Genomic DNA, 14,135 nt, shown 5'->3' on the forward strand with positions numbered 1-14,135 from the left:
CCGCGCCCCGCGCCGCAAAGCCGAGGCTCCGGCCGACGAGGGCTGAACCCAGCCATCAAGACGATCTTGAAAAGGCCGGACAGGTGACTGTCCGGCCTTTGGTCGTTGTGCGCACACCCCCACCGGATATAATCACCCACGGGACTGTGAGGCTTGTGGCATCTTACGGGCTTGACGACGCAGGTTGAGACAGGCCTGCTATGGACAACGGTTAAAGTGGCCGGAAGAGAGATTTGTATGGTTTCGGCAGTGCTGTCGTCTTTTGTCACCCGAACCTCGCCCGCTATACGTCGGGCGTGCGCGCCGCTCGCGCTGGTGTTGGCCCTGGGGGCCTGCGCCACGCCGCGTTATTTCAGCGAGGAGGCCCCGCCGCCTCCGCCGCCCGCGCCTGACATGGCCATGGTGTTAAAGGACTGGCGCGGGGTGATTACGCCTGCTGACCGTGACCGTTATGGCCGCCGCGCCGAAGCGTGGAGCCACGCGCTGGAACAGGCCCGCCGCCAGCCCGGATCGGGCGATCTCTCCGCGCTGGGAGACCTGATCAATCCGGCGAAGGTGCTGGCGGATCCCCAGCCGCCCACGGGCAACTACCGCTGTCGCACGGTCAAACTGGGCTCGCAGGGTGGTGACGAGGGCTTGGGCTATGTGGTCTATGGCTGGTTCGGCTGCCGCATCGACCGCACGCCCGAAGGCCTGCGCCTGAGCAAACTGACCGGCTCCCAGCGGCCGGAGGGCCTGCTGTATCCCGAGGATGGCCGCCACATGGTCTTCCTTGGCGGTATGGCATTGGCATCCGAACACGTGGCACCGGCCTATGGCGCACAAGAGGGGCGCAATCTGGTGGGCATGGTCGAGCGTATCGGCGATGAGCGCTGGCGTCTGGTGCTGCCGTGGCCGCGCAATGAATCGAATCTGGACATTCTGGAGCTGGTTCCGGCGCGCTGACGCCCTGCGTTGACACCACCGTCGCGAAGTCTCAGATTTGACGGGAAATTTAAACGGGATCGCGTCTATGTCCAAAACTCAAATCGGCACCAAAGCGATCATTTGGTCTATCGTCGGCGTGGTGGCGATCCTGGCTATCGTGTTGGTGGGGATGCCCACCTACAACGTCTATTCCAAGCAGATGCAGGGGCGCGCCGCCTATGAGGAGGCGGTGCAGAACCGCCGCATCCGCGTGCTGGAAGCGCAAGCGGCTCTGGATTCTGCCAAGCTGACCGCTCAGGCCGAGATCGAGCGCGCCAAGGGGGCCAACGAGGCCAACCGCATCATGGCCGAGGCTCTGGGCGGTCCGGAGAACTATCTGCGCTGGTCCTACATCAACATGTTGCAGGAAACCGCGGGCAAGGAAGGTCGCCAGACCATCTACATCCCCACCGAGGCGGGCATGCCCATCCTCGAAGCGGGCAAGCGCGAAAGCCGCTGAAACTGAAAAGGGCCGGATCGTGTGATCCGGCCCTTTTGCCATCACCCCACCTTGGTCAGGCGCAGGTTCTGATAGTCGTAGGAGAAGTCGATGTCCGGCGACACGCCCTTCAGCGTGGCCCGCACCGGCTGTCCGTTCTCGATCTCGAAGGTGAAGAAGGCATCTTCCTCGCGCTTGTCGATAAAACGGGTGCGCAAGGTATTGCCGTCATAAGGCTCGATCCAGCCCTTGAGCGCTGGCGTGTGGGTAAAGGTGACCCACAGGCCGCTGCGACGGTTGCGACCGCGTCCTTCGCTGCGCTCGGCAATGACAATATCGCCATACCAGGGATCACGCCACGTGCCGGTATAGGCTGACAGCGGCAGCGGGGTGGGTGCCCCAGTGCGCTGTTTGGCATCGATCTCGGCAGCAGCGGCCAGCGATTTCTGGATGCCCTCGGCCTCCAGACGCTTGGAGTCGGCGATCCAGTCGACGTCTTCCTTGCCCATGGCGATGTCGGACAGACCCGAACGCAGCGCCCGCAGCAGGAAGCTCTCTTCGGCGTTGGTAAAGACCGAGAACCCAGTCTTGCGCCCCGGGATAAGGACTGTCGCCGAAATCCCGCCGGGCGATCCGCCGCCATGGGTGGCAATCCGCTCGCCACGATAGTCCTGCACCTGAAGCCCCAGCGCATAGGTCGAGGCGATGGCGCGGTTCGGCAGGGCCGCCGTTGGTCCTTCGGACGAGGAGACAATGATGTTGGGCTTGTACATCTCCTTGGCCACGGCCTCGGAGAACAGACGGCTACCATCGGCCATTTCGCCATTGTTCAGGCGCAGGGCGATCCATTTGGCCCAGTCATGGGCGCTGGCGCAGATACCGCCCGCTGCCGCCGCATTGTCCCAGTTCCACACCTCGGCAATCGACTGGGCGATCTGCTGCATCTCGCCCTGATAGCGCAGGGGCGGGCCGATGCGGCCATGGGGCAGGGCGGACTTCGACGCGTCGGCCAGTCGGGCCAGTGGCACGCTGTCGGTCATACCCAGAGGATTGAACACACGCGTCTGGACAAACTCTTCCCACGTCAGGCCCGACATCCGCTCTATGATGGCTCCGGCCACCACGAACATCAGATTGCAGTAGTGATAGTTGGCGCGAAAGCCGTCCTCGATCGGCACGAAGGCCGCCTGACGCAGCACATCGGCGCGCGAACGGTCGCTGTTGGGCCAGAATAGAAGATCGCCCGCGCCCAGCCCGAAACCCGCCCGATGGGACAGGGTATCGCGCACAGTGATCCGCTCGGCGATCACCGGATCCGACAGGGTAAACTCCGGCAAGTAGGCCTTGACCGGCTCGTCCCATTTCACCTTGCCCTCGTCGACCAGCATGCCAAGGCAGGCGGCGGTGACGTTCTTGGAGTTGGAGGCGATAGCGAACAGGGTGTGCTCGTCGACCGGCGCGTTTTGACCCTTGATGCGGGTGCCATAGCCCTTGGCCAACAGCGTCTGGCCATCCTTGACGAGAGACACCGACACCGCAGGCTGATCGGGCCATGCGGCGAGGCATTTCTGCACATAGGCATCGAACTTTTGCGCCAGCGAGGTATCGTCATTGGCCGCAGCACGGGCAAACGCCGGGCTGGAAGTGAGGGCGACTGCGCCTCCGCTCAAAAGAGCGGCGCGGCGGGAAAGGCTGGGGATCATGTGCGCTCCGGCATAAACTGCACAGACACGCTAACCTCGGTGCGCCCCCGCGCCAAGTGTCCGGGTGCGCACCTCTACAGTCGCGTTTCCCACGCTGTCCATGCGGCGACCGCGACGAGGGAAAGGGCCATCAGCGTTCGCATTACGGGGCTTTGCTGGCGCGTCAGCAGACTGCCGCCCGCGCGCGAGGCTGTCAGCACAATCGCGCTGTGTACGACGATGCTGACCCCAATATGCAGGCTGCCCAGCGCCAGTGCCTGAACAAGGGGTGCCCCATAGCCCGGTCGCATGAAGCCCGGCAGCAATACGACATAAAGTAACGCCGCTTTCGGGTTCAGCAGATTACCGATCAAGCCGCGCCGGAAAAGTTGTCGACGCAAGGCAGGTTCGGGCGTCTCGGGGGCGATGGCGTCTGTGCTGCGCCAAGCGTCCCACGCCAGATACAGCAGAAACAGTACGCCGGCCCAGCGGATGGCCTGATAGAGGGCGGGCCATCGCATGACCACCTCCGTCAAGCCGAAGGCGGCGGCCACCATCCACAGGCTGAGACCCAGCGTGATTCCGGCCACTGCCGCCAGTCCGGCCGTGCGCCCTTGTGACAGCGACACCAGCGCCAGCCAGCCCATATTCGGTCCGGGCGTAACCTCCATCAGGATCACGGCGGCCCAAAAGGGCAGTAAAACGCTGGGGTCGACAGGAAGGGTCACCACGGCCTCACATGCGCGATTGAACCCTCAAGGCTTAGCTTACGAACGCCGAAGCCGAAAGCCGACTTATCCCCCTACAGCGCAGAGCGCCAACGCTGCAGGTGGTCCAGAACGTCGGAGACAATCTGTTCCTTGGTAAAGCCGGTGATGTCACGCGGGCGACGGCCATCGGTGCTGGTCGCCACCATGCGCCATTCAATGGCACGACGGTTCTGGCGCGCCTCAGAGGCATTGAGCGCCGGACGCGGACGCGATTTGGGCATGGTGGTATAGTGGAACGGACGGCCCTTCTCGGTGTTGATCGTCAGGCTGATCCCGTCTTCGGTGTCTTCCAGCTGGGCGTATTCGGCATTGGCACTCAGGGCCTCATGGACCTCGGCCAGAGCCGGACGTGCGGTCCGCTCCATCTGGCGCTCGATCTGTTCGCGGCTGGCGGGTGCAAAGATGAAGCGCAGACGGGCCCCCAGATGGGGCTGGTTCTGCTCGATAATATCGCCGCGCAGGTCGGCGTTCATCTGACGCACCAGACCCACACCCGACATCAACAGGATGATACCAAATGGCAGGGCCACCAGCAGGGTTGCCGTCTGCAACGCCGACAGGCCGCCAGCGACCAGGAGCGCCGAGGACACCAGTGCGAGAGCGGTGGCCCAATAGACGCGCATCCATTTGGGAGCATCGTCATCATCGGTGTTGGCCGCCGAAAGATTGGCGAGGATCAAAGCGCCCGAGTCCGCCGAGGTCACGAAGAAAACCATGATCAGCGCAATCGCCAGCCCCGACGTGATCATTGGCATCGGGAAGTATTCGAGGAATTTGAACAGAGCCGTCGACAGGTCCGCACGCACCGCATCGGCAATCGCGCCTTGGGCAAAGCCCATGTCCAGCGCCATGGCCGAGTTGCCGAAGACCGTCATCCACAGGAAGGTGAAGGCGGTCGGCACGGTCAGCACGCTGATAATAAACTCGCGCACCGTACGACCCTTGGAAATGCGGGCGATGAACATGCCCACAAATGGCGACCACGCCATCCACCACGCCCAGTAGAACAAGGTCCAGTCCGCCAGCCATGCCCGCGGCTCATAGGCGTAGAGCTGGAAGCTGCGCATGACGAAATGGTCGAGGTACAGGCCGAAATTCTGCACATAGGCGCGGATCAGGAACAGGGTCGGACCGGCCAGCATGATAAACAGCATCAGGCAGACGGCGATGACCAGATTAAGCTCCGACAGGCGACGCACGCCCTTGCCGACACCTGACAGCACCGAAATGGTGGCCAGACCCACCACCACAACAATCAGAATGACCTGAGTCATAGGGGTGTTGGGCACGCCAAACAGGGCGCTCAGACCACTGACGATCTGGCTGACCCCCAGACCCAGAGAGGTCGCAATACCGAACAGCGTGCCGCAGATGGCGAAGATATCGATCACATCGCCCCACGGGCCATAGATCCTGTCGCCGATCAGCGGGTGGAAGACCGAGCGCATCGACAGGGGGAGCCCCTTGCGGTGCGCGAAATAGCCGAGCGCCAGACCCACCAGACCATAGATGGCCCAGCCGTGCAGGCCCCAGTGCGTATAGGTGATGGCCATGGCCTCGCGGGCGGCCAGCACTGTCTCGGGCGGGGCCTCGGGCGGTGTGATGTAGTGCTGCACAGGCTCGGCCACACCGAAATACATCAGGCCAATACCCATACCGGCGGCAAACAGCATCGCCACCCACGAAATATAGGGGAACTCAGGCTCGGAATCGTCCGGCCCCAGCTTGAGCTTGCCGGTCGGGCCCAGTGCCAGGCAGACCATCAAAACAAAGAAGACCGCCACAGCGGTCACATAAAACCATCCGAAATTCTCGATCGTCCAACCTTGGGCGGCGCTGAACACATCTGCCGCCAGATTGGGGGCAAGGATGGCGAAAGCGACCAACAGGCCGATCACCGCGCTCGCACCGGCAAAGGTGCGCACATTCATTGAAGAGAGCATGGCCAGCCTAACTGGCTGGGTGCGGCAAAAGTTCCCGACTTCAACCTATAGTTACAGCTTGGCCATGCTGGGAGCCGAGCAATGCGCCTGCCTGCGCGCCTTCTATATCGGTCTGACGTGGCAACTGGCTCCGGCCCGCGCCGCCAGCCCGAACAGTTCGATTTCTCGACGGGCCCCACCGGCGGATTAGGGGGCCACGGGCCTCAAGCAGCGCGAAGGGCGGTAGGCCCCGCAATCTCAACCGGCCTCAAGTAGTGCGAAGCGCAGTAGGCCCCGCAATCCCAACCGACCTCAAGTAGCGCGAAGCGCGGTAGGCCCCACAAAAAAGAAAATCCCCTTGCGGAAAAACACCGGCTTTCCCACCTGAGGCTTAACGGGGCTGCGTTGCTGCAAAGGCGGGGCGCGGCCCTTTAATCCGCCTCTCAGGGGATGCCTAGAATGAATATTGAACAATACTCCGACCGCGCCAAACAGGTCATCCAATCGGCCCAGTCGCTGGCCCTGGCGCGCCGTCACCAACAGTTCGCGCCCGAGCACCTGCTGAAGGTGCTGCTGGAAGAGCGCGACGGCCTGGCGCGCAATCTGATCATCAAGGCCGGTGGTGATGCCAACCGCGCCGTCACCGACATCGAGACCGCGCTGAAGAAGCGTCCGCAGGTCTCGGGCGGCTCTGGCCAACTGTATATGGACGGCGACACCGCCCGCGTCTTCGCCAAGGCCGAGGACGACGCCAAGGCCGCTGGCGACCAGTTCGTCACCACCGAGCGCCTGCTTGCCGCCATCGCTCGCGAGGGTGGCGTGGCCGCCAATGTGCTGCGCGCTGTGGGCGTCACGCCTGACAAGATGGACGCCGCCATCGCCGAAATCCGCAAGGGCCAAACGGCTGACAGCGCCAGTGCCGAAGACGGCTATGACGCCCTGAAACGCTATGCCCGCGACCTGACGCTGGCTGCCGCCGACGGCAAGGTGGATCCTGTCATTGGCCGCGACGAGGAAATCCGCCGCACCATTCAGGTGCTGGCCCGCCGCACCAAGAACAACCCTGTGCTGATCGGTGAACCCGGCGTCGGCAAGACCGCCATCGTCGAGGGACTGGCCCTGCGCATCGTCAACGGCGATGTGCCCGAAAGCCTGAAGGACAAGAAGGTCCTCGCGCTCGACATGGGCGCGCTGATCGCCGGTGCCAAATACCGTGGCGAGTTCGAAGAGCGCCTGAAAGCCGTCCTGAACGAGGTCGCCGCCGCCGAAGGCCAGATCGTTCTGTTTATCGACGAGATGCACACCCTCGTGGGCGCGGGCAAAACCGATGGTGCGATGGACGCCTCGAACCTGCTGAAACCGGCATTGGCACGCGGCGAGTTGCACTGCGTTGGTGCGACTACTCTGGATGAGTACCGCAAATACATCGAGAAAGACGCCGCCCTTGCCCGTCGCTTCCAGCCGGTCATGGTCGAGGAGCCGACGGTCGAGGACACCGTCTCCATCCTGCGCGGCCTGAAAGAGAAGTACGAGGTCCACCACGGCGTTCGTATCTCTGACAGCGCCATCGTGGCCGCCGCCACCTTGTCGAACCGCTACATCACCGACCGCTTCTTGCCGGACAAGGCCATCGATCTGGTCGACGAAGCCGCATCGCGTGTCCGCATGGCTGTGGACTCCAAGCCCGAGGCTCTGGACGAGATCGACCGCCGCCTCGTCCAGCTGAAGATCGAGCGCGAAGCCCTCAAGAAGGAAGACGACGACGCCTCGCGCCAGCGTCTCGAAAAACTGGAAGACGAGATCGCCGATCTCGAAGCCCAGTCCGAGGAAATGACCGCCCGCTGGAAGGCCGATAAGGACAAGGTCGGTCAGTCTGCCCAGCTGCGCGAGACGCTGGATCGCCTGCGCCTAGAACTGACCAACGCCCAGCGCTCGGGTGACCTCGCTCGCGCGTCCGAAATCGCCTACGGCCAGATTCCGCAACTGGAACGCCAGCTCGAAGAGGCCCAGGCCAACGAAGAGCAAAAAGCCTCGACCCTCGCTGCCGAGGTGGTGGACGCCGAGCAGATCGCCGCCGTCGTCTCGCGCTGGACGGGCGTTCCGGTCGATAAAATGCTGGAAGGCGAGCGCGACAAACTGCTGTCGATGGAGGACGCGCTGCGCGCCCGCGTCGTGGGTCAGGATGATGCGCTGGAGGCTGTCTCCGACGCCGTGCGCCGCGCGCGTGCAGGCCTGAACGACCCGAACAAGCCCATCGGCTCCTTCCTGTTCCTTGGCCCGACGGGCGTGGGCAAGACCGAGCTGACCAAGGCTCTGGCCGAGTTCCTGTTCGACGACGACAGCGCCATCACCCGCATCGACATGTCGGAATATATGGAGAAGCACTCGGTCAGCCGTCTGATCGGTGCCCCTCCGGGCTATGTCGGTTACGATGAAGGCGGTGCCCTGACAGAAGCTGTCCGACGTCGCCCCTATCAGGTCATCCTGTTCGACGAGGTCGAAAAGGCCCACCCCGATGTGTTCAACATCCTGTTGCAAGTCTTGGACGATGGCCGCCTGACCGATGGTCAGGGCCGCACCATCGACTTCAAGAACACCCTCATCATCATGACCTCCAACATGGGGTCGGAGTTCTTGGCAGGGCAGGGCGAGGGCGATGATGTCGAGGCCGTGCGCGAGCCGGTGATGGAGGTGGTCCGTAGCCACTTCCGCCCCGAGTTCCTGAACCGCATCGACGAGATCATCCTGTTCAAACGCCTTGGCCGCGAACAGATGGGCGGCATCGTTCGCATTCAGCTCAAGCGTCTTGAAGCCCTAATGCACGAACGCCGCCTACAGCTTGATCTGGACGACAGCGCCCTCAGCTGGCTCGCCGACAAGGGTTATGACCCCGTCTACGGCGCACGCCCGCTGAAACGCGTCATCCAGAAACAACTGGTCGACCCCATGGCCCGCAAACTTCTGGCAGGCGAGTTCACCGACGGCTCCGTCGTCCATGTCTCCGCAGGCGAAAACGGCCTCCAAATCGGTAAACTCCAAGTCCACTAAACAGAAAGGGCGGCTCCCAGAGCCGCCCTTTTCTCTCACGCCCTGCTGGCAGCATTGACCCGTTTGGTGGCTATTGGCACAGCTGCGCTTGTTCTCCTGCCACTTCGGGTTGATCCTGTCGCTCGGGAGGAGACAAGCCATGAGCGAGACACCGCGCCTGCTGTCGGGCGGAAATCCGCAGATCGCCAAGGGCTATGGCGAGGGTCCGGTGCGCGATTACATCGCCGCCATGCCGGACTGGAAGCGCGCGGTGGGCGAGGCGCTGGACCGGCTGATTGTCGAGGCCGTGCCGCAGGTCGCCAAGGCGGTAAAATGGAATACGCCGCTCTACGGGCTGGAAGGGCAGGGGTGGTTCACCAGTTTTCACTGCTTTGACCGCTATGTGAAACTGGCCTTCTTTCAGGACGCGTCCATGGACCCTGTGCCGCCCGTAGCGTCCAAACAGGCAGCGGTGCGGTATTTCCATATCCATGAGGGCGACACCGTGGACGAGGCCCTGCTGACCCGCTGGTTCCAGCAGGCGGCGGCCCTGCCGGGCGAGAAGATGTAGCCATCCATGTGCGCCTCGTTCGAAGCCAAGTTTTCGGTGACCCAGTTGGTCGAGACCTTCGCCGAGGTCGGCATCGGTCTGGTGTTCAAGGACGGCCTGCCCAACCTTGCCCCCGAGGATGAAGTGCGCCCGACCAACCGCACGGTTCTGGTCCGCCAATCCGGCGAAGACGCAGAAGGCCTGATGGCCAGCTTCGGCTTCTCCCCGCCCGTCCGCGCCGATGGTAGGCGCGCAGGGCCGGTCATCAACTATCGCAGCGAAGGCCGCACCTTCACCAATAAGTCCGCTAGTGGTCGCGCTCTGATCCCCGTCTCCGGCTTCTTCGAGTTCACAGGTGACAGCACGCCCAAGACCCGCTGGAAACTGCATGATCCGGACGATCACATCCTGATGCTGGCGGCCCTGTGGCGGGCCGAGGAAGAGGCGGTGCGTTTCTCCCTTCTGACCGCCGAACCGGGACCGGACGTGGCCCCGTTCCACACGCGCGGCGTCCTGCCCCTGCCGCCCGCCCGTTGGGCCGACTGGCTGGGTGGGGAGGTGCCGTCGCAAGAGCTGTTGATCCCGCCGCCATCTGGCACGCTTATCGCGACCCCCGCCCCGCGCCCCACCCCTTCGCGTGCGCAGCCCAAACCCGTGCCGCCGCCCGCGCAGGGCGAATTGTTCTGACACATTTTGACGCAACCCCGAGCCCGCACCCACGTTTAGCTGCCGACCCGCGAGAGCGGCCCAAACTTTGACGAAGGGGGACTATCCCATGCGTAAAGCTTCCATCTTCCTGGCCAGCGCCGCCGTTCTGGCTCTGGGCACCGCCGCCTGCACCCAGGCCGAACAGCAGCAGGCCGAGGCTAACGCCGAGGCCGCGGCGGACGATGCTGCTGTCGCTGCCGACAATGCACTTGATGCGACCAAGAACGCCGCTGCAACTGCCGGTGAAGTGATCGAATCCGGCGCTATGAAGGCCGCTCAAGGCACGGAAAATCTGGCTGCCGATGCACGCGCCAAGCTGGAGGCCAATCAGGCCGAGGCTGCCGCTCAAGGCCGTCCGGGTGCCGTCGATCCGGCTACCGATCAGCGCGTTCCGGTCAACTAAGACCCCATCAACGCCTGAAAGTGAAAAGGGCCGCTCCGATGGAGCGGCCCTTCTTTTTACTTCGCCAAAACATCCTCGATCAGGGCAATCGCCTCCGGCCCGTTCCAGTCGGCCTCGCCGATCATCACGGCCACCACGCGCCCCTCGCGGTCCAGCAGGGCCGTCTGCGGCATGGCCCCCTTGCCGGGGAACTCGAACGCCAACTGGAATTTGGGATCGCTGTAATAGGCCAGCGGCGGATGCTCGGCGATGAAGGCGCGGGCTTCGTCCTGCGCGCGGTCGGTATCCATACTGATTACCGCCACAGCAAAGTCGTCACGTCCCTCATAGCGCTTGGCCAGCGCGGCCAGTGTGGGCATCTCCAGCTTGCACGGCGCACACCATGTGGCCCACAGATTGACCACCGTCACCTTGCCCTTGAAGTCGGCAAAGCGGGCCTGTTCTCCCTCCGCATTCAGGAACACATAGTCGGGTGCAGGCACCGGCTCGGGTGTCAGCAGACGCGCCAGCGGACCCTTGGCATGGACTGCCAATGGTGAAGATGTGGCCGATACTGCATCAGACCCTTTGCTAGCACCGTCCTGATTGACGTATAGCAGCCCTGCGCCCGCGATCACTGTGATCAAAGCGACGATCCCGAACCCGATCGCCTTAGTCCGTTTAGAGCCGCTCATGTCCGATACGCCTTCCGCCAAGCCTCAAAGCCAATCCATGTGGGGTGGCCGTTTCAGCGCCAAGCCCGCTGACATCATGCAGGCTATTAACGTTTCCATCGGCGTAGACAAACGTTTGTGGGCACAGGATCTGGCCGGATCGCGCGCACATTGCCGCATGCTGGCCAAGCAGGGCATCATCCAGCAGGCCGATGCCGAGGCCATTCTGGCCGGTCTGGACACCATCGAGGGTGAGATCAGGGACGGCAGCTTCCCGTTCCGTGATGCCTATGAAGACATCCACATGAACGTCGAGGCCCGCCTGTCGGAGCTGATCGGCGAGCCGTCGGGCCGTCTGCACACCGCCCGCTCGCGCAACGATCAGGTGGCGACCGATTTCCGCCTTTGGGTGCGTGACGCCGCCGACCGCACCATCGAGCAGCTGAAAGACCTGCAACGCGCCCTGTTGGACCGCGCAGAACAGCATGCCGGCGACCTGATGCCGGGCTTTACCCATTTGCAGACCGCGCAGCCGGTGACGCTGGGCCATCACCTGATGGCCTATGTGGAGATGTTCGGCCGCGATGCCTCGCGCTTTGCCGATGCCCGCACCCGTATGAACGAAAACCCGCTGGGTGCCGCGGCGCTGGCCGGTTCGCCTTTCCCGATCGACCGCCATGCGACGGCGCAGGCTCTGGGCTTTGACCGCCCGATGGCCAACAGCCTTGATGCTGTGTCGGACCGTGACTTCGCGCTGGAAAGCCTCGCGGCGGCGTCTATCGCCGCAGGCCATCTGTCGCGTCTGGCCGAAGAGATCGTGGTGTGGATGACGCCGATGTTCGGCTTCATCACCCTGCCTGATGATCTGACGACCGGTTCGTCGATCATGCCACAGAAACGAAACCCTGACGCCGCCGAACTGGTTCGCGCCAAAACGGGCCGCATCAATGGTGCTTTGATCGCCCTGACCACGGTCATGAAGGGCCTGCCGCTGGCCTATTCCAAGGACATGCAGGAAGACAAGCCGCCGGTGTTCGAGGCTTTTGACGCCCTTGATCTGGCTATCACCTCCATGACCGCCATGATCGCCGCCTTCCGTCCCAATACCGAGAAGATGGCCGCCGCTGCCGGTGCCGGTTTCTCGACCGCGACGGACCTTGCCGACTGGCTGGTGCGCGAACTGAACCTGCCGTTCCGTCAGGCCCACCATGTGACCGGTGCCGCCGTGAAGCGTGCCGAGCAGCTGGGTGTCGATCTGGGGCAACTTCCGATTGAAGACCTGAAGTCGCTGGATGACCGCATCCACGAAGGCGTGTACGAAGTTCTGACCCCGCAGGCCTCTTGCGCCAGCCGTCAGTCCTATGGCGGTACGGCTCCGGATCAGGTCCGCGCCCGTGTTGCTGACTGGAGAACGCGCCTGTGAAAAAGACCCTGATCCTCGCCGCAATGGCGGCCCTTACCCTGTCGGCCTGCGGCAAGATGGGCGAGTTGCAACCGCCGGGTGCTGTAGAAGGCAACCGCTCGACCGCGTCGCGATGGACCGATCGCAATGCCGATCCGGCCACCATCAACCGCCCCATCGGCCAGGCACCGATCGAGGGCGGTCCGTCGGACCCTATCGGTCGCCGACCGCAGTAACCGCTTACAGGCCGGATGGCCCTGCCTCGCCGGGGGAGGCGACATGCATTTCTTTGAACTGAAAGACGGCGTCCTTCATGCGGAGGGCGTCAGCCTTGAGACGATTGCCGAACAGGTGGGCACGCCCACCTATGTCTATTCGGCCGGGACGCTGCGCCGCCATTATGGCCTGATGCGCGACGCCTGCGATGCCCATAAGGGCGCGCTGGGCGAGGCGCTGATCGCTTTCGCGGTCAAGGCCAACTCCAACCTGTCGGTGCTCAAGGTGCTGGGCGCCATGGGCTGTGGTGCCGACACCGTGTCTGAAGGCGAAATCCGCCGCGCTTTGAAGGCCGGTATTCCGGCCTCCAAGATCATCTTCTCGGGCGTGGGCAAGACCGATGCCGAACTGGCCTTCGCCATCCAACAGGGTGTGCGCCAGATCAACGTCGAGAGCTCGACCGAGCTTCAGCGTTTGATTGCAGTGGTCAAATCGCTCAAGCAGGAACCGACCGCGTCGGGGCCGGTAGCGTACCCTGATGTGGCTATCCGCGTGAACCCGAAGATCGGTGCGGGCGGTCACGCCAAGATCACCACCGGTGGTGCGGGCGACAAGTTCGGTGTGCCGGTCGAAGAGGCGTTGGACCTCTACGCCGTGGCCTCTAGTTCCGAGCACGTCAATCCGGTCGGTCTGGCCTGCCATATCGGTAGCCAGATCACCGACCTGACCCCGCTGGAAAACGCCTTCAAAGTCATACGCGGTATGACCGAGACGCTGCGCGAACAGGGCCATACGGTCACCCGTCTGGACCTCGGTGGTGGCCTCGGCGTGCCCTATTATGGCGAAACCAATACCCCGCCGCCCGCCGACTATATCGCCATGGTGGCCGGCGTGCTGGATGGGCTGAATGTCGAAGCGGCGTTTGAACCGGGGCGCCTGATGGCGGCCAATGCCGGTGTGTTGCTCAGCCGCGTCGTGCATGTGAACGAGCGTACCGACGGTCGCCGCTTCCTGGTGCTGGATGCGGCGATGAACGATCTGATGCGTCCGGCCCTCTACGAAGCTTTCCACGATGTGAAGCCGGTGCGTCCGGTGGACGGCGCGGCCCTGCCGCACGACATTGTCGGACCCGTGTGCGAGACGGGTGATACCTTCGCCCGCGACCGTGAACTGACCCCGCTGAAGGCCGACGATCTGGTGGTCTTCATGTCTGCCGGTGCTTATGGCGCCGTGATGGGCAGCGAATACAATACCCGCCCCATGGCCGCAGAGGTCTTGGTGGACGGGGACCGCTGGGCGGTCATCAAACCGCGCCCCAGCTATGAGGACATCCTGTCCAGAGAGCCGATCGCCGACTGGCTGTGACCAAGAAAAAGGCCCCTCATCCGAGGGGCCTT

The 14,135-nt window shown here is 63.5% G+C and carries 14 protein-coding genes; 10 read left to right on the forward strand and 4 right to left on the reverse strand.

What is annotated here, in order from left to right; genetic code table 11:
• Positions 1-237: 237 nt before the first annotated feature.
• Both B3B04_RS00125 and B3B04_RS00130 read left to right on the forward strand, forming a co-directional pair.
• The gene (locus tag B3B04_RS00125; protein ID WP_292038508.1) at positions 238-945 is read left to right on the forward strand and encodes a DUF4893 domain-containing protein; all 708 of its coding nucleotides are present in this window, start codon (positions 238-240) and stop codon (positions 943-945) included.
• Between the two features lie 67 nt (positions 946-1,012).
• A complete protein-coding gene (locus B3B04_RS00130) occupies positions 1,013-1,426 on the forward strand; it encodes a hypothetical protein (protein WP_292038511.1) in 414 nt (137 codons plus the stop codon).
• 41 nt (positions 1,427-1,467) lie between these two features.
• On the opposite strand, the gene B3B04_RS00135 is transcribed toward B3B04_RS00130, so the two are convergent.
• The 3 genes from B3B04_RS00135 to B3B04_RS00145 all read right to left on the reverse strand — a co-directional run bounded on the left by B3B04_RS00135 (position 1,468) and on the right by B3B04_RS00145 (position 5,800).
• A complete protein-coding gene (locus tag B3B04_RS00135; RefSeq protein WP_292038514.1) occupies positions 1,468-3,108 on the reverse strand; it encodes a serine hydrolase in 1,641 nt (546 codons plus the stop codon).
• A gap of 74 nt (positions 3,109-3,182) precedes the next feature.
• Positions 3,183-3,815 (reverse strand): LysE family translocator, encoded by a 633-nt coding sequence (locus tag B3B04_RS00140; RefSeq protein ID WP_292038517.1) that lies wholly within the window; start codon positions 3,813-3,815, stop codon positions 3,183-3,185.
• A gap of 74 nt (positions 3,816-3,889) precedes the next feature.
• On the reverse strand, positions 3,890-5,800 hold the full coding sequence (locus B3B04_RS00145; RefSeq protein WP_292038520.1) for a BCCT family transporter: 1,911 nt from the start codon (positions 5,798-5,800) through the stop codon (positions 3,890-3,892).
• Between B3B04_RS00145 and B3B04_RS00150 the strand changes: the two genes are divergently transcribed.
• The 5 genes from B3B04_RS00150 to B3B04_RS00170 all read left to right on the forward strand — a co-directional run bounded on the left by B3B04_RS00150 (position 5,799) and on the right by B3B04_RS00170 (position 10,467).
• Entirely contained in the window at positions 5,799-5,990 is a 192-nt protein-coding gene (locus B3B04_RS00150; RefSeq protein WP_292038521.1) for a hypothetical protein, read from the forward strand. The genes B3B04_RS00145 and B3B04_RS00150 overlap by 2 nt on opposite strands.
• Positions 5,991-6,238: 248 nt before the next feature.
• A complete protein-coding gene (gene clpB / locus B3B04_RS00155; protein ID WP_292038524.1) occupies positions 6,239-8,827 on the forward strand; it encodes an ATP-dependent chaperone ClpB in 2,589 nt (862 codons plus the stop codon).
• Between the two features lie 139 nt (positions 8,828-8,966).
• Positions 8,967-9,377 (forward strand): DUF1801 domain-containing protein, encoded by a 411-nt coding sequence (locus tag B3B04_RS00160; protein ID WP_292038526.1) that lies wholly within the window; start codon positions 8,967-8,969, stop codon positions 9,375-9,377.
• Positions 9,378-9,383: 6 nt separating this feature from the next.
• Entirely contained in the window at positions 9,384-10,043 is a 660-nt protein-coding gene (locus tag B3B04_RS00165) for an SOS response-associated peptidase family protein (RefSeq protein ID WP_292038527.1), read from the forward strand.
• 88 nt (positions 10,044-10,131) lie between these two features.
• Positions 10,132-10,467, forward strand: coding sequence for a hypothetical protein (locus B3B04_RS00170; protein WP_292038529.1), 336 nt, complete (start codon positions 10,132-10,134; stop codon positions 10,465-10,467).
• Positions 10,468-10,523: 56 nt separating this feature from the next.
• Here B3B04_RS00170 and B3B04_RS00175 read toward each other — a convergent pair whose 3' ends face one another.
• Positions 10,524-11,084 (reverse strand): TlpA family protein disulfide reductase, encoded by a 561-nt coding sequence (locus B3B04_RS00175; RefSeq protein ID WP_292038575.1) that lies wholly within the window; start codon positions 11,082-11,084, stop codon positions 10,524-10,526.
• A 94-nt stretch (positions 11,085-11,178) separates the two neighbouring features.
• Between B3B04_RS00175 and argH the strand changes: the two genes are divergently transcribed.
• From argH to lysA, 3 genes are read left to right on the forward strand one after another with little or no spacing between them, the layout of a single operon-like run.
• Positions 11,179-12,543: an argininosuccinate lyase gene (gene argH, locus B3B04_RS00180; protein ID WP_292038579.1), complete on the forward strand. Its 1,365-nt coding sequence runs from the start codon at positions 11,179-11,181 to the stop codon at positions 12,541-12,543.
• Positions 12,540-12,758, forward strand: a complete 219-nt coding sequence (locus B3B04_RS00185) for a hypothetical protein (protein ID WP_292038531.1) — start codon at positions 12,540-12,542, stop codon at positions 12,756-12,758. The genes argH and B3B04_RS00185 overlap by 4 nt, the downstream gene beginning before the upstream one ends.
• Before the next feature lie 43 nt (positions 12,759-12,801).
• Positions 12,802-14,103, forward strand: a complete 1,302-nt coding sequence (gene lysA, locus B3B04_RS00190) for a diaminopimelate decarboxylase (protein WP_292038533.1) — start codon at positions 12,802-12,804, stop codon at positions 14,101-14,103.
• Positions 14,104-14,135 lie beyond the last annotated feature (32 nt).

Origin of the sequence: Brevundimonas sp. UBA5713 (assembly GCF_002419815.1) — a bacterium.
In the GTDB taxonomy this organism is placed as follows: Bacteria; Pseudomonadota; Alphaproteobacteria; order Caulobacterales; family Caulobacteraceae; genus Brevundimonas.